The sequence below is a fragment of the Hydrogenophaga sp. PBL-H3 genome, from assembly GCF_010104355.1.
GTDB lineage: Bacteria > Pseudomonadota > Gammaproteobacteria > Burkholderiales > Burkholderiaceae_C > Hydrogenophaga.
The window spans coordinates 1396808-1412416 of the sequence record NZ_CP044972.1; the positions used below are offsets into that span (position 1 = coordinate 1396808).

Genomic DNA, 15609 nt, shown 5'->3' on the forward strand with positions numbered 1-15609 from the left:
CCTCAAGAAGCCCCCGCAGGTTCGCCCTCGGGGGCTTCTTGCTGCGTGGCCGGGCAAGTCACTGCTGTCAGCGCGGACACCCCACCTGCTGACAGAATGGTTTGGTCATTCAATCGCCCTCTGGAGTTGCCATGTCCGCCACCGCCCGCTACGCGCACCCCTTTGCCAGCACCGTCAAGACCTTCAAGACCGCTGGGGGCAAGAGCGGGCGGTTCTACTCGCTGCCTGCGCTGGCCCGGCAGTTTCCCGAGATCAAGCGCCTGCCGGTGTCGCTGCGCATCGTGCTGGAGAGCGTGCTGCGCCACTGCGATGGCGAACGCGTGATGCCCGAACACGTGGCCCAGCTCGCGCAGTGGAAGCCCCGGGGCGAACGCACGCAGGAGATTCCCTTCACCGTGGCGCGCGTGGTGCTGCAGGACTTCACCGGTGTGCCGCTGCTGGCCGACCTGGCCGCCATGCGCAGCGTGGCCGAGCGCCTGGGCAAAGACCCCAAGAAGATCGAGCCGCTGGTGCCGGTGGACCTTGTGGTGGACCACTCGGTGATGGTGGACCACTATGGGACGAAGAGCGCGCTGGACCTCAACATGAAGCTGGAGTTCCAGCGCAACAACGAGCGCTACCAGTTCATGAAGTGGGGCATGCAGGCCTTCGACACCTTTGGCGTGGTGCCGCCGGGCTTCGGCATCGTGCACCAGGTGAACCTGGAGTACCTGGCGCGCGGCGTGCACATGAAGGGTGGCCTGTACTACCCCGACACGCTGGTGGGCACCGACAGCCACACCACCATGATCAACGGCATCGGTGTGGTGGGCTGGGGTGTGGGTGGCATCGAGGCCGAGGCCGCCATGCTGGGCCAGCCGGTGTATTTCCTCATGCCCGACGTGGTGGGCTTCGAGCTCACCGGGCGCCTGCGCGAAGGCGTGACCGCCACCGACCTGGTGCTCACCGTCACCGAGATCCTCAGACAGCACAAGGTGGTGGGCAAGTTCGTCGAATTCTTCGGCGAAGGAACCGCCTCGCTCGCGTTGCCCGACCGCGCCACCATCGCCAACATGGCGCCCGAGTACGGCGCCACCATGGGCTTCTTTCCGGTGGACGGCAAGACGCTGGATTACTTTCGCGGCACCGGTCGCAGCAAGGCCGAGATCGAGGCCTTTGAGGCCTACTTTCGCGCACAGGGCCTCTTTGGCGTGCCGGCCAGCGGTTCGATCGATTACTCGCAGGTGGTCACGCTGGACCTGGGCCAGGTCACGCCCAGCCTGGCCGGTCCCAAGCGCCCGCAAGACCGCATCGAGCTGGGCCAGGTGGCGAGCCAGTTTGCCGAGTTGTTCAGCAAGCCCAACGCGCAGAACGGCTTCAACCGCCCTGCGGCCTTGCTGCACACGCGCCACCAGCCGCTGAGCGCGGACGAGATCGACACGGTGGCCCCGGCCAAGCTGCGACCCACGCCGCCAGGTGCACCCCGTTTTGTCGCCGAGATGGAGTCCAACAAACCCGCCGTGGTCACCGCCGAGGCCGAGGCCCCGACCCCGAACAAGGGCAGCAAGCTCAGCATCGGCAACGGCGACGTGCTGATCGCTGCCATCACCAGCTGCACCAACACCTCCAACCCCGGCGTGCTGCTGGCCGCCGGCCTGCTGGCCAAAAAGGCGGTGGAGGCGGGCCTGAAGGTCAAGCCACACATCAAGACCTCGCTGGCCCCCGGCTCCCGCATCGTCACCGAGTACCTCACGCAGACAGGCCTGCTGCCCTACCTGGAGAAGCTCGGTTTCTCGCTCGCGGGTTACGGCTGCACCACCTGCATCGGCAACGCGGGCGACCTCACGCCCGAGCTCAACGAGGTCATCACCAGCAACGACCTGATCTGCGCAGCCGTGCTCTCGGGCAACCGCAATTTCGAGGCGCGCATCCACCCCAACCTGAAGGCCAACTTCCTGGCCAGCCCGCCGCTGGTGGTGGCGTATGCGATTGCCGGTAACGTGATGACCGACCTCATGACCGAGCCGCTGGGCAAAGGCAAAGGTGGCAAGCCCGTGTACCTGGGGGACATCTGGCCCACCAGCGACGAAATCTACGACCTGATGAAGTTCGCCATGAACGGACGCGCCTACCGCGAGAACTACGCCCGCGTGAAGGCCGAGCCCGGCAAGTTGTGGGAGCGCATCCAGGGCGTGAGCGGCAATGCCTACACCTGGCCCACCAGCTCCTACATCGCCGAGCCACCGTTCTTTGCAAATTTCGAGATGGGCCTGCCCGCCGCTACCGAAGCGCCTATGGTGCGGGGCGCGCGCGTCATGGCCTTGTTTGGCGACTCCATCACCACCGACCACATTTCGCCCGCCGGCAACATCGCCGAGAACTCGCCGGCCGGTCAATGGCTGCTGGCGCGCGGCGTGCTCAAGGCCGATTTCAACAGCTATGGCGCGCGCCGCGGCCACCACGAGGTGATGATGCGCGGCACCTTTGCCAACGTGCGCATCAAGAACCTCATGCTCGCACCCGGTGCCGATGGCTCGCGCGAGGAGGGTGGCTGGACCATCTACCAGCAGGAGGGCGTGGGCCAGGGCCAGAAGATGAGCATCTTCGACGCCGCCATGCGCTACCAGGGCGCGAAGATTCCCACGGTGATTTTTGCCGGCGAGGAATACGGCACCGGCTCCAGCCGCGACTGGGCGGCCAAGGGCACGCAGTTGCTGGGCATCAAGGCCGTGGTGGCGCGCAGCTTCGAGCGCATCCACCGCTCCAACCTGGTGGGCATGGGCGTGTTGCCGCTGCAGTTCAAGGCCGGCGATTCGTGGGAGGGCCTGGGGCTGCGCGGCGATGAAACCATTGACGTGCTGCCGCACCCCGATCTCGCGCCCCAAAGTGATGCACGGCTGGTGATCAAGCGCGCCGACGGGTCGAGCAAGACCGTCGTTGTGACCCTGCGCATCGACACACCGGTGGAGGTGAATTACTACCGCGAGGGCGGAATCCTCCCCTACGTGCTCAGGCAATTGTTGAGCGCTTGAGCCGGATGCCGCAAAGCGGCATGATGTGTTTTCTGTTGCACCAGGAGCCGCCATGCGAAAGCCTGCCTTGTACAGCCCGTCCCACCGAGCAGGGCACTCACAGGCGGATGTGCACGTCAGCGGGCCGCAGGCAGCCGGGCCTGAGGCAGAGTCTCCACCCGCGCCCGCTGGCCGGGTGCGCCGCTTTCGTCAGGCTTGCGCGCGCGCTGCGTCCAGCCCGCGCGTCATGTGGTCGGCCATGGCCTTGCTGGCTGCGCTGCTGGCCGCCAGCGCCTGGCAGTCCGCGGTGGGTGGCCCCAAGGCCTTGACGCAGAAGCAGATCGACGCCGCCGTGCTGCGCACGCTCACCACGCAAAACCTGCCCTCGCGCGCGGCCCGGGCCGCCGAAAAGATCCGGCCCGCCGTGGTGCGTGTCATGTCCTACGGCAAGAACAGCGAGGGCAAGGAGGTGGAGCAGGGCGTGGGCACCGGCGTGGTGATCACCGACAAGGGCATCATCCTGACCAACCTGCACGTGGTGCAGACCGCCCTGAGCGTCAAGGTGGTGTACGCCGACGGGTCCGAGTCGCCCGCCACCGTGACAGGTGCGCAACCGCAGAACGATCTGGCCGTGTTGCAGGCACAGATCATTCCCGACGATCTCATCTCGGCCACCATGCGTTCGACCAACGACCTCGTGCCGGGCGAAGAGGTGGTGGCGGTAGGTTTTCCCTTCGGCATCGGCCCGTCGGTGTCCGCGGGCGTCATCTCAGGCTTCGACCGCGCCTTCAAGTCGCCCGAGGGCGTGCAGGAAATCGGCAACCTGATCCAGTTCGACGCGGCGGCCAATCCGGGCAATTCGGGTGGACCGCTGGTCACCATGGACGGTGAGGTCATCGGCATCGTCACCGGCATCCTCAATCCCACCAGCCACCGCACCTTTGTTGGCATCGGTTTTGCAGTGCCCATTGAAAGCGCCGCGTCCGCTGCCGGCTTGCCACCCTTCTGAACTTTTCATCACCGTCACAGGAGCTTCCATGGACCAGAACGCCGCCCCCGACACCGCCCAGCTCATGGAGCAGATCCTGTACGAAGTGAAACGTGTGGTGGTCGGTCAGGACCGGTTCCTGGAGCGGGTGATGGTGGCCATGCTGGCGCAGGGCCACCTGCTGGTGGAAGGTGTGCCGGGCCTGGCCAAGACGCTCACCGTGAAGACCCTGGCCAACGTGGTGCAAGGCCAGTTCAAGCGCATCCAGTTCACGCCCGACCTGGTGCCCGCCGACCTGGTGGGCACGCGCATCTACAACCAGAAGACCGGCGACTTCAGCACCTCGCTGGGCCCGGTGTTTGCCAACCTGCTGCTGGCCGACGAGATCAACCGCGCGCCGGCCAAGGTGCAGAGCGCGCTGCTGGAGGTGATGCAGGAGCGCCAGGTGACGATTGCTGGCGAAACCCACAAGGTGCCCAGCCCGTTTCTGGTGATGGCCACGCAGAACCCGATCGAGACCGAAGGCACTTACCCGCTTCCCGAGGCGCAGGTCGACCGCTTCATGATGAAGGTGATGGTGGATTACCCCAGCGACGAGGAAGAGTTCGTGATCGTCGAGCGCGTCACCGGCCCGGCGGTGCAGGTCAATGCGGTGGCCACCACGGATCAGCTCGCCGTGTTGCAGGCACAGTGCCACCAGGTGTATGTGGACCCCTCGCTGGTGCAGTACGCGGTCAGGCTGGTGTCGGCCACGCGCACGCCCGAGAAGCACGGCCTGAAGGACCTCGCGCGCTTCATCACGTTTGGCGCCAGCCCGCGCGCCACCATCGGTCTGGTGGAAGGTGCGCGCGCGCTGGCGATGTTGCGGGGGCGCAGTTATGCGCTGCCCGAAGACATGAGCGATCTCGTGCCCGACGTGTTGCGCCACCGCGTGGTGCTGTCTTACGAGGGCCTGTCCGAAGGCTTCACCTCCGAATCGCTGATCGCAAAAATCATGAAGCAGATCGCGCCACCGGCCCGTCCGCTGGAGCATGAAAAGCGCGCCGCCTGAACCAGAGCAACGCACCATGTTCTTCAAGCGCCTGTTCGGATCCGGTCGCAGTTCGGCGGATGCGCCAGCCAACGCTGTGGGTACCGCGCTGGCCACGCCGGTCACGCTGCGCGCCGACGCGCTGCTGCGCCGGCTCGAATGGACCGTGCTGCGCAAGCTCGACGGCTTGCTGCAGGGCGACTACAAGACGCTGATGCGCGGCTCCGGCCTCGATCTGGCCGACCTGCGCGAGTACCAGCTGCACGACGACGTGCGCCACATCGACTGGAACGTCACCGCGCGGCTGCAGCAGCCGCATGTGCGCGTGTTCACCGAAGACCGCGAGATGGCCGCCTGGTTCCTGCTCGACCTCAGCCCCTCGGTGGACTTCGGCTCAGGCAACCAGCGCAAGAGCCAGGTGCTGCTCGACTTCACCGCCGTGCTCGCGCGCCTGATCGGACGCCACGGCAACCGCGTGGGCGCGGTGCTTTACGGCTCCCGCGGCCAGCCGGTGGTGGACGCGGTGCTGCCCGCGCGCGGCGGCCGCACGCAGGTGCTTCGGCTCATGCAAATGGTGCTGCAGCCGCCTGCGAAGAAGGCGTCTGTGAAGGACGGCGTGACGCAACTCTCCGACCTGCTCAAGGCGGCGGTGCACACCGTTCGCCAACGCGCGACCGTGTTCGTGGTGTCCGACTTCATCAGCGAACCCGGCTGGGAAACGCCGCTGGGCGAACTCGCCCGCCGTCACGACGTGGTGGCCGTGCGCCTGCTCGATCCACTGGAGCTGGCGTTGCCCGACCTCGGGCTGATCCCCATCCGCGACGCAGAGACCGGTGAGCAGCTGATGGTGGACACGCACGACGCGGGCTTCCGGCAGCGCTTTGCACGCATTGCCGCGCAGCGCGAAGCGCAGCTGCGCGAGAGCCTGGCGCGCGCCGGGGTCGACACGCTGGAGCTTTCCACCGACGACGATCTGGCCGAAGCCGTGGTGCGTTTCGTGGACTTGCGAAAACGCCGCCTGCGCGCAGGCAAACACGCGCAGGCTGGCCGCAGCATGCCCTCCCAGATGGCCAGCCGCGACCGTGGCAGCTTCGGTGCCTCACGTGAAGGAACACGCCCATGAACAACATTCCCGTCACCTTTCTGTGGCCGCAGTTGCTCTGGCTGCTGCTGGCCTTGCCGCTGCTGGTGCTGCTCTATGTGTGGCTGCTGCGCCGGCGCAAACAGGCGGCCGTGCGTTTTGCCAGCCTGGCCATCGTGCGCGAGGCCATGGGCAAAGGCCCGGGCTGGCGGCGTCATGTGCCGCCGGTGCTGTTGCTGCTGGCCATCGCCACCATGCTGCTGGCCTCGGCACGGCCCATGGCCAGCATCGTGCTGCCGTCGAACCAGCAGACCATCATCCTTGCGATGGACGTCTCGGGCAGCATGCGGGCCGAAGATGTGAAACCCAACCGCCTGGTAGCCTCGCAGAACGCCGCCAAGGCCTTTCTCGCGGAACTGCCGCGCCATGTGAAAGTCGGCATCGTGGCATTCGCCGGGTCGGCACAGGTGGTGCAGCCCGTGACCCTCAGCCGCGAAGACCTGGTGACCGCGATCGACAAGTTCCAGATGCAGCGCGCCACGGCCATCGGCAGTGCCATCGTGGTCTCGCTCTCCGAGCTGTTCCCGGGCCAGGGCATCGACGTGGGCAACATGACTTACAACCGCAACACCGATCCGTTTGCACCGCAAGGCCGCTCCATCGACAAGCCCGCTGCCGAGAAGAAGGAATTCCAGCCGGTGGCGCCGGGTTCATACAGCTCGGCCGCCATCATCCTGCTCACCGACGGCCAGCGCACCACCGGCGTGGACACCGCGGAAGCCGCCAAGATGGCGGCCGACCGTGGCGTGCGCGTGTACACCGTGGGCGTGGGCACGGTGGACGGCGAGATCATCGGCTTCGAAGGCTGGTCCATGCGCGTGCGGCTGGATGAAGACAGCCTGAAGGAAGTGGCCCGCACCACCCAGGCCGAGTACTTCTACGCCGGCACCGCCGACAACCTGAAGAAGGTGTACGAGACGCTGAGCACACGCCTGACGGTGGAGAAGAAGGAAACCGAAATCTCCGGCCTGCTCGCCTTGGTGGCGTCGATCCTGGCGCTGTTCTCGGCGGGCCTGTCGGTGTTGTGGTTCAACCGGATTTTGTGAGCCTGCGGCCGGTCGCCACCGGCACAATCCCCGCATGAACCAACAAGTGATCGTCGCCGGTGGTGGCATCGGCGGCCTGGCCTGCGCCCTTGCCTTGGCCCGCTCGGGCGTGCCGAGCGTGCTGCTGGAGCAGGCGGCGGCTTTTGGCGAGGTGGGTGCGGGGCTGCAGCTCGGGCCCAACGCCACGCGGGTGCTGGCCGATTGGGAGCTGGACGATGCGCTGCAGGCCTGCGCCGCGTTTCCCGAAGCGCTGCATGTGCGCGATGCCCACCACGGCACCGATCTCGGCCAGCTGCGCCTGGGCGCCATGGCGCTGGCGCGTTACGGCCAGCCTTACGCCACCCTGCACCGGGCCGACCTGCATGCGCTGCTGCTGGCGGCCGTGCAGGAACAAGGGCTCACCGAACTGCGTTTGAACACGCGGCTGGCGTCGTGCGCCGAAACACCGGGTGGGGTGAGTGCCACGCTGGACGATGGCAGCACACAGGTGGGTGAGGCGCTGCTGGGTTGCGATGGCCTGTGGAGCCGTGTGCGTTCGCAACTGCTGGGCGCACAAGTCGTGCGCGCCAGTGGCCACCTGGCCTACCGGGGCATGGTGCGTGCAGGCGATCTGCCCGTGGCATTGCGGGCCAACCTGGTCACGGCCTGGCTCGGGCCGTGGATGCACGTGGTGCATTACCCGGTGCGCGGTGGCGAGTGGATCAATGTGGTGGCGGTGGTGCACGGTGTGCTGGGTCAGGGCCACGGGGGTGAGCCGGGTTCGGACCCGCAGAGCTGGTCTCACGAAGCCCGGGCTGCTGATCTCAAGCGCGCACTGGGCCCGGTCTGCACCGAGCTGCTGTCCATGGTCGACGCCGTGCCCGCGTGGTCGCTCTGGGCCCTGAACGACCGCCTTGCCATGACCGGTGCCCACGAGCACGCGCAGGGTCGGGTGGCGCTGGTGGGCGACGCGGCGCACCCGCTGCGCCCGTATCTTGCGCAGGGCGCGGCGATGGCGATCGAAGACGCTTGGACGCTGGGGCGCCTGGTGCGACCCGGGCAGGCAAGAGACGACTGGCCGCAGGTGCTGGCCCGGTACGCCGAAACGCGCTGGCAACGCAACGCGCGCGTGCAGCAGCACTCTCAGCGCAACGGCCGCATCTTCCACGCCACGGGCGTGGTGCGCTGGGGGCGCGACACCGCCATGCGCTGGCTGGGTGAACGTTTGCTGGACAATCCGTGGCTTTATGACGGGCCGCCCGAACCCGAGCAAGACCCGATCCCTTCACCCCGATCCCAGAGGAAGACATGACCCCGACGTTCACAACCCCCACCCGCCGCCACGCCCTGGCCACCGCCGCAGCCCTGGTGGCTTCGACCGTGCTGCCAAATGCGCAGGCGCAGGCCACCTGGCCCAGCCGGCCGTTGAAGATCGTGGTGGGCTTTCCCGGCGGGTCATCGCCCGACCTCATGGCGCGCCTGCTGGCCGAGCCGCTGTCGCAGGCGCTGGGTCAGCCGGTGATCATTGAAAACAAGCCCGGCGCGGGTGGCAACATCGCAGCGGCCCAGGTGGCTCGCGCCACCGACGACCACACCATCGGCTTGATGATCAACGGCAACATGACGATCGCCAAGATCCTCAACCCGGACACCACCTACGACCCGCTGAAAGATCTCACGCCGGTCTCGTTGATCGCGGTGGCGCCGCTCGTGCTCAGCGCACCCGCCGGCAGCCCGGTGGGTGCCGCGTTCTTCGCCGCGGCCAGGCAGTCGGGCACCAGCTGGAACTACGGCACGCCCGGCGTGGGCACGGTGGCCCACCTGGGCATGGAGCTGCTCAAGAGCCGCGCCGGCATCGCACCGGTGCATGTGCCGTACCCCGGCAATCCGCAGGTGATCACGGCCTTGCTGGGCAACCAGATCCAGATGTCGCTGTTGCCTCCGGGCCTGGCCATGGCGCAGGTGCGCGCGGGCAAGCTCAGCGCCATCGGCGTCACCTCGACCGGACGCAGCAGCGTCGTGCCCGAGCTGCCCAGCCTGACTGAGGCCGGCGTGAAAAACCTGCAGCTGGAGATCTGGAACGCGGTGGCCGCGCCCAACAGCCTGCCCAAGGCCCACGTGGCCCGCCTGGCCGCGCTGCTCACCGACATCGTGCGGCGCGAAGACATCCGCCAGAAGATCTTTGCCCAGGGCTGGCAGGTGGTGGGCACCTCATCCGAGGGCCTGCGCCGACGCATCGAAAGCGACACGGCCGTGATGGCCGACGTGATTCAGCGCAACAACATCCGACCCTGATTCTTCCCCGACGCTCACCCGACACAGCCGGCGCAAGCCGGCTGTGTGCATTTGTAATTCCGTCTGTTGAAACGTAGTTGTTCATGCCCCTTGAGCGAACAAGCGGTATAAAAACGTCAAATAAATCACACCTTAGTTGTAGAAAAAATACATTTGTGTGATCTGAAAAGGTTCACGGCCATAACGGTTTGACGACTTCTGGGAGGGGGCGGCATGCATCGTTCACGGGATTTCCTGCGCGCGTTCGTTCACGCGCCTCAAGGGTGAATCCATGGCCAATGTGCTGGCGATTCATTCGGTCTGCAGCTCCATTGCGACCTTTCTGAACAACACCTATCCGGCGTCGACCAGCGGCACCACGATGCCGACCTGCGACTTCGAGGTGTTGTCGTCGCAGGAAATGGCGAGCGCGCCGGCCGAGGGCAACCGCATCAGCCTGTTTCTCTACCGCGCCACGGTGAACGAACACAGCCGGCAGCAACGTCCCTCGCGCGCGCCCAACGCGCTGCCGGCGCCCCTGCACCTCGATCTGCACATCCTGCTCTCCGCCTGGGGCGGCACCGCGCTGGACGAACACATCACCATGGCCTGGGCCATGCGGCAGTTGCACCTGCATCCGCTGCTCGATGCCTCGTCGCTGTCACCCGAACCGGGGTGGGACGCCGACGAGGTGATCCAGATCGTGCCGGCCGAGCTCTCCACCGAAGACATCATGCGCATCTGGGACGCGCTGGAGCCTTCCTACCGGCTCTCGGCGTCGTACATCGCGCGCACCGTGCGCCTGGACCCCGACGAGCTGCCCGAGGCCCGGGCGGTGGTGTCCAGCCGCACCAGTTACAGCGCGGGGCTGGCTTCATGACCCAGCTGCTCCATGCCCGTGAAGTCGAACGCGTGGAGCGCCGCGTGCTCGGTGCCCTGCGCTGCGTGGACGCCACCACCGGCGCACCGCTGGAGCAAAGCCTTCGCGTGGAAGCACCCGCTGGCGCACGCATCCAGCGCAACCGCAGCGGCCTGCTGGTGATCCACGAGTGGCTGCCGCTGGCCCACCACGCGCGCGCGTTTGCCAGCCCGCCAGATGATGTGCCGGTAGGGTCTCTGGCGCTCATGCTCACCGTGTCCGACCCGCTGGGCCACTACCTGCCGCGGCTGGTGCGGGTGGACCTGCCGCGCGATGCCAACCCGGCCAACGCCGATCAACCCGGTTCGGTGTTTCGCCCGCTGAACGTGCCCATGTATCCCTCGGCCACGGGCCGCGTCGGCGCCAACTGGGCATGCGTGAGCGTGAGCGTGTTCGAGCTCGGCAGCGGGGACGCGCTGGGCGGGGTGCTGTTGCGCGTGGTGGCCGCTGGCGCCGTGCGCGCGCTGGGCCTGTCGGACTGGCGCGGTGAGGCGCTGGTGCCGGTGGCCGGCATTCCCGTGACCACCTGGTCCACCGAACCGGGCGACGTGGTCGTCACGCAGATCCAGGCCGAACTGCAGGCCGTGGTGGATCCGGCGAGCGTGGTGCGCACGCCGCAGGCCGTGCTCCAGCTGGGGCGTGCGCCCGCCGCCTTGCCGCTGGTGGACCCGGCGGCCATTGAAGCAGCGCGCGCGGGCCTTCCGCAGGCCAGCGTGCTTGTCAACCTGGCGGCCGGTCGACCGCTGCATGTTTCCCTCGGGGTGGATCTGCCTTGAGGACCAACGCGATGTTCCTACCCGCACTTCACAAGGAGAACCACCATGCCTGAATACCTCGCGCCGGGCGTTTACGTCGAGGAAACCAGCTTCCGCGCCAAGAGCATCGAAGGGGTGGGCACCAGCACCACCGCGTTTGTCGGACCCACCCGCAAGGGGCCCTACCGCGTGGATGACGAAACGCCCGAGTCGCCCGAGCTGCTCACCAGCTATGGCGACTTCGAGCGCATCTACGGTGGCTTTGCCGATCTCTCCCTGGGCACCGGGGTGCCGGGCACCAACTACCTGGCGCACGCGGTGCGGGCGTTCTTCAACGAAGGGGGCTCGCGGCTTTACGTGTCGCGCGTGGTGGGGGCCAGCCCGGCTGCCGCGGCAGTGCAGGTGGTGGCCGGGACCGACGAGGGCGTGGGATTTGCCGCGCGCTTTCCCGGCGCGGCGGGCAATGGCCGGATCGTGGTGCGCGAGGCGGCCACACCCGCGTCGGAGACCACGCTCAACAACGCGCCGCCCGGCAGCCTGGTGCGCGCCACGGTGGGCGGCAGCCCGGCTCTGCTGGTGCGTGTGGGCAACAGCTGGCGCCCGGCGGCCAACCTCGCGGGCGAGGCGGTCACGCAGGCCAACGTGCTGGCCGGCGCGCCGCGGCTGCTCACCGTCTCGGTGCTCACCATCGATGGCGACGGCAACAGCCTGGGCTTTGAGGACATGGGCCTGTCCAACACCCACCCGCGCTGGATCGGCCACGTGATGTCGGCCACGCCCTCGCGGCGCAGCGATCACCTGCAAAACTTCTACGCCATCAGCGTGGGGGCGGGTGTCTCGCCGTCGGAGCTGCACGCAGGCCTGTTCAATGGTGCGGTCAACAACGCCGCCGGCCAGCCCGAGCGGGTCTGGAGCCTCGCCGGTGGCGCCGACGGCGGTGAACCCACCTCGACCGATTACGCGCTGGCCCTGTCCGAGATCGCCTCGCTCGAAGACGTGTCCATCGTCGCCGCGCCCGGCAGCTCGGCCTACGGTGTGGAGGACGAAGACAACCCGCAGGCCATCGCCAGTGCCCTCGTTGCGCACGCCGAAGGTCGCCGCGCCTACCGCATTGCGGTGCTCGACACGCCGCCCGAGCTGCTGCCCACCACCGCGCGCACCTACCGGGGTTTGTTCGATTCGAAGTACGCGGCCATGTACTTCCCGTGGGTGGTGGTGTCCAACCCGCTGGCCCGCCCGGGCCGCGAAGACATTGCCAAGGAGATCGCGCTGCCGCCATCGGGTTTTGTGAGCGGCATCTACTCGCGCAACGACGTGCAGCGCGGCGTGCACAAGGCGCCGGCCAACGAAGTGGTGCGCGGTGCGCTGCGCTTCGAGATCGACGTGAACTTCGCGCAGCAGGAACTGCTCAACCCGGCCGGCGTGAACTGCCTGCGCTTCTTCAGCGGGCGCGGCAACCGCGTGTGGGGAGCGCGGTTGACCTCCAGCGACCCGGAGTGGAAATACGTGAGCGACCGGCGCTACTTCAACTACCTTGAAGCCTCGATTGATCGCAGCACACAGTGGGCGGTGTTCGAGCCCAACGGCGAGCGCCTGTGGGCCAACATCCGCCAGACCGTGGCCGACTTTCTCTACAACGAGTGGCGCAGCGGCGCGCTGCTCGGCACCACGCCCGACGAGGCCTTTTTCGTGCGCTGCGACCGCAGCACCATGACGCAGAACGACCTGGACAACGGTCGCCTCATCTGCCTGATCGGCGTGGCCATCATCAAGCCCGCCGAGTTCGTGATCTTCCGCATCGGCCAGAAAACGGCCGGCGCCCGCGAGTGACCCCCACATCAGGAGCTGAACCATGGCCAACCGCACCACCCCTTACGGCGCATTCAACTACCTCGTCAACTTCGACGGCGGCGAGGTCTTCGGCGGCTTCTCCGATGTCAGCGGCATCGGCACCGAAGTCACCGTGGCCGAGTACCGCAACGGCAACGACCGCGAGAACCACGTGCGCAAGGTCGCCGGCATCCACAAGGTGTCCGACGTGACCCTCAAGCGTGGCATCCTCAACAGCAAGACCCTGTTCGACTGGATCAGCCAGACCCGCACGCAGGGCCCAGCCGCGCAACGCAACGTGACCATCACCCTGCTCGATGAGGCGCACACGCCCGTGCAGACCTGGGTGCTGCGCGGCGTGATCCCGATGAAATACACCGGACCCACGCTGGCGGGCAAGGGCGGGGGCGATGTGGCGATGGAAGAGATTGCGCTGTCGGCGGAGGCGATGGAAATCACGGTCTGACGCACCAGGAGCGATTCCCATGAGCCTCGTTTTCGAAACCGCCGCACCCGCTCTGCGCACCGCGCCCGAGCGCGCCGACGTGGCGTGTTTCGTGGGCTTTGTGGCGCGCCGGCGCGAGCAGCCACTGCCCATGTCGGTGCGCCGCCAGCTGATCGACGCCGGGTGGGTGCACGGGCCTTGGCGCAAGGGGGCTGACGCACTGGAATCGCTGGACAACGTGCCGGTGGTGATCGACAACTGGGCGCTCTTTGACCGCCTCTTTGCCTGGGACGAACGCCCGCTGGGCCGCGCGCCCGACGCGGTGAGCGGTGAGCCCTCGCTGTGCGCCACCTACCTCGGCGCGGCCGTGCGCAGCTTCTTCGCGCGCGGTGGCCAGCGCGCGGTGTTGGTGCGTGTGGGCGACCCCTGGGCGTTTCTGGAGTCGGCGTCCAACCGCGCGGCCAAGCGGCGCGCGCGCCTGAGCCGGCTCATTCCTGGCTTCAGCGACCGCGATCAGGTGGGCGAGGTGTTCGAGCCCATGGACCCGCGCACCTGGCGCGGCATCGGCCACGTGGCGGGGCTCACGGAAGCCAGCCTGCTGTGCTTGCCCGATCTGCCCGACGCCTGCTCCACCGAACCGCTGGCTCCGTCGGTGGCGGTGCCGCTGGTGTCGCCACCCGAAGGCTTCGTGGAGTGCAGCCCCGACGAGCCCCCGCTGCCCAAAGACGCTGGCCTGCGCGCCCTGCACGCGCCGCGCCTGGACGGTCCGGGCTACGGGCCGTGGCGCGTGGCCGTGGCCAGCGTGCGCGCTTTTCTGGCGCAGCACCAGCGTGAGATGCTGTTCGTCGGCGCGCTGCCCCTGCCGCGTGAAGACGCACGCCGGCCAGTGAGCGACGGCGGCGTGCACGCGCACAACGACATGCTGGCGTTTCTGCGCCGCAGCGGTGTGCTGGAGGCCGAAGGCAGCGTGGACGCGAGTGGGCTGTCGATCGCCAGCGCCTTCGTGCAACTGGGCTACCCCTGGCTGGCCACGCGCGCTGCACAAGACTTGCCCGAAGGCCTGGAGCCGCCCGACGGCGCGCTCGCCGGCCTGATCGCCCGCAGCGCGCTGGCGCGCGGCACCCACGCCAGCGTGGCCGGTGAGCACTCCATGCCGGCGCTGCGCGATCTGCAAAGTGCGCAGCCGCTGCCCGGCTGGGGCGCTGGCCCGCAGTCGCCCAGCGCGCGGCTGGCCGAGCGTGTGTGCCTGTTCACCCAGCAGGCCGGAGGCTGGGCGCTGCAGTCGGATGTGACCACCACCGCCGATGCGGCCTGGCGCAGCGGCGGTGTGAGCCGACTCATGGCCACGCTGCTGCGCGCGGCGCGCCTGCGCGGGCAGAGCGTGCTGTTCGATGGCAACGGACCCGAGACCTGGGCGCGGCTGGAGCGCAGCTTTGAAGAGTTGCTCAAGGGCTTCTGGCGCGTGGGCGCACTCGCCGGCGCCACACCCCTTGAGGCGTTCAGCGTGCGCTGCGATCGCAGCACCATGACGCAGAACGATCTGGACAACGGGCGGCTCGTGACCGAGATCACCGTGCTGCCGGCGCACAGCATCGAGCGCATCACCGTGGTGCTGGCGCTGGCTGCTGCCGGCGTGGGCCAGGCCAGCGTGCGGGAGGCAGCGTGATGGCCATCGGTGCTGAATTTTCTGCCAGCGCCTCGGCCCAGGTGTCGGTCGGTCTGGGTGCGGGGGCCAGGCCGTCGTCATCCCCGCTCATTCCCTTCCGGTTCCAGGTGCGCTTTCGCCAGTCGGGCGCGGGCACCGGGCAAGGCAACGAGGTCGACATGTGCCAGGGCGCCTTTGCCGAATGCACTGGCCTGGAAGCCACCATGGAACCCAAGGTGATCCGCAGCGGTGGCGTGAATGCTGGCGCCTTCCAGCGCGCGGGCCCGGTGACCCACGCCACCGTGATCCTCAAGCGCGGCATGACCGACAACCGCCACCTCTGGAAGTGGTTCGCCATGGTTTCGGGCGGTGACTATGCCGCGCGCATGGACGTGGACATCGACATGCTCGATGGCGCGGGCAGCAAGGTCATGACCTGGTCGCTCGCTCGCTGCATGCCGGTGAAGTTCAAGGCCGCCGACCTCAATGCCCGCGCCACCGAGGTGGCGGTGGAAGAGCTGCACCTGGCCCACGAAGGGCTTTCCCTCGGTTTTCCCAAGGCCTGAC

At 67.8% G+C, this 15609-nt stretch carries 13 protein-coding genes; all 13 read left to right on the forward strand.

Translation table 11 applies throughout. From position 1 onward, the window contains the following. Positions 1-131 precede the first annotated feature (131 nt). The 13 genes from F9Z44_RS06725 to F9Z44_RS06785 all read left to right on the forward strand — a co-directional run bounded on the left by F9Z44_RS06725 (position 132) and on the right by F9Z44_RS06785 (position 15608). On the forward strand, positions 132-3011 hold the full coding sequence (locus F9Z44_RS06725; RefSeq protein WP_159604628.1) for an aconitate hydratase: 2880 nt from the start codon (positions 132-134) through the stop codon (positions 3009-3011). A gap of 52 nt (positions 3012-3063) precedes the next feature. Then, entirely contained in the window at positions 3064-3999 is a 936-nt protein-coding gene (locus F9Z44_RS06730) for a S1C family serine protease (protein ID WP_159604630.1), read from the forward strand. Positions 4000-4027: 28 nt separating this feature from the next. Beyond that, positions 4028-5029, forward strand: a complete 1002-nt coding sequence (locus F9Z44_RS06735) for an AAA family ATPase (protein WP_159604632.1) — start codon at positions 4028-4030, stop codon at positions 5027-5029. A 16-nt stretch (positions 5030-5045) separates the two neighbouring features. Next, complete coding sequence (locus F9Z44_RS06740; protein WP_159604634.1) at positions 5046-6131, forward strand: DUF58 domain-containing protein; 1086 nt, start codon at positions 5046-5048, stop codon at positions 6129-6131. After that, positions 6128-7195, forward strand: coding sequence for a VWA domain-containing protein (locus F9Z44_RS06745; protein ID WP_159604636.1), 1068 nt, complete (start codon positions 6128-6130; stop codon positions 7193-7195). Before F9Z44_RS06740 ends, F9Z44_RS06745 begins: the two co-directional genes overlap by 4 nt. A gap of 34 nt (positions 7196-7229) precedes the next feature. Beyond that, positions 7230-8486, forward strand: coding sequence for an FAD-dependent monooxygenase (locus F9Z44_RS06750; RefSeq protein WP_159604638.1), 1257 nt, complete (start codon positions 7230-7232; stop codon positions 8484-8486). Continuing rightward, positions 8483-9469, forward strand: coding sequence for a Bug family tripartite tricarboxylate transporter substrate binding protein (locus F9Z44_RS06755; protein WP_159604640.1), 987 nt, complete (start codon positions 8483-8485; stop codon positions 9467-9469). The genes F9Z44_RS06750 and F9Z44_RS06755 overlap by 4 nt, the downstream gene beginning before the upstream one ends. A 271-nt stretch (positions 9470-9740) precedes the next feature. After that, positions 9741-10328 (forward strand): DUF4255 domain-containing protein, encoded by a 588-nt coding sequence (locus tag F9Z44_RS06760; protein WP_159604642.1) that lies wholly within the window; start codon positions 9741-9743, stop codon positions 10326-10328. Then, on the forward strand, positions 10325-11143 hold the full coding sequence (locus F9Z44_RS06765) for a hypothetical protein (RefSeq protein ID WP_159604644.1): 819 nt from the start codon (positions 10325-10327) through the stop codon (positions 11141-11143). The genes F9Z44_RS06760 and F9Z44_RS06765 overlap by 4 nt, the downstream gene beginning before the upstream one ends. 45 nt (positions 11144-11188) lie before the next feature. Then, on the forward strand, positions 11189-12952 hold the full coding sequence (locus tag F9Z44_RS06770) for a phage tail sheath subtilisin-like domain-containing protein (RefSeq protein WP_159604646.1): 1764 nt from the start codon (positions 11189-11191) through the stop codon (positions 12950-12952). 22 nt (positions 12953-12974) lie between these two features. Beyond that, the gene (locus F9Z44_RS06775; RefSeq protein ID WP_159604648.1) at positions 12975-13418 is read left to right on the forward strand and encodes a phage tail protein; all 444 of its coding nucleotides are present in this window, start codon (positions 12975-12977) and stop codon (positions 13416-13418) included. Between the two features lie 19 nt (positions 13419-13437). Next, a complete protein-coding gene (locus F9Z44_RS06780; protein WP_159604650.1) occupies positions 13438-15063 on the forward strand; it encodes a phage tail protein in 1626 nt (541 codons plus the stop codon). Further along, on the forward strand, positions 15063-15608 hold the full coding sequence (locus tag F9Z44_RS06785) for a phage tail protein (protein ID WP_159604652.1): 546 nt from the start codon (positions 15063-15065) through the stop codon (positions 15606-15608). Before F9Z44_RS06780 ends, F9Z44_RS06785 begins: the two co-directional genes overlap by 1 nt. Position 15609: the final 1 nt, after the last annotated feature.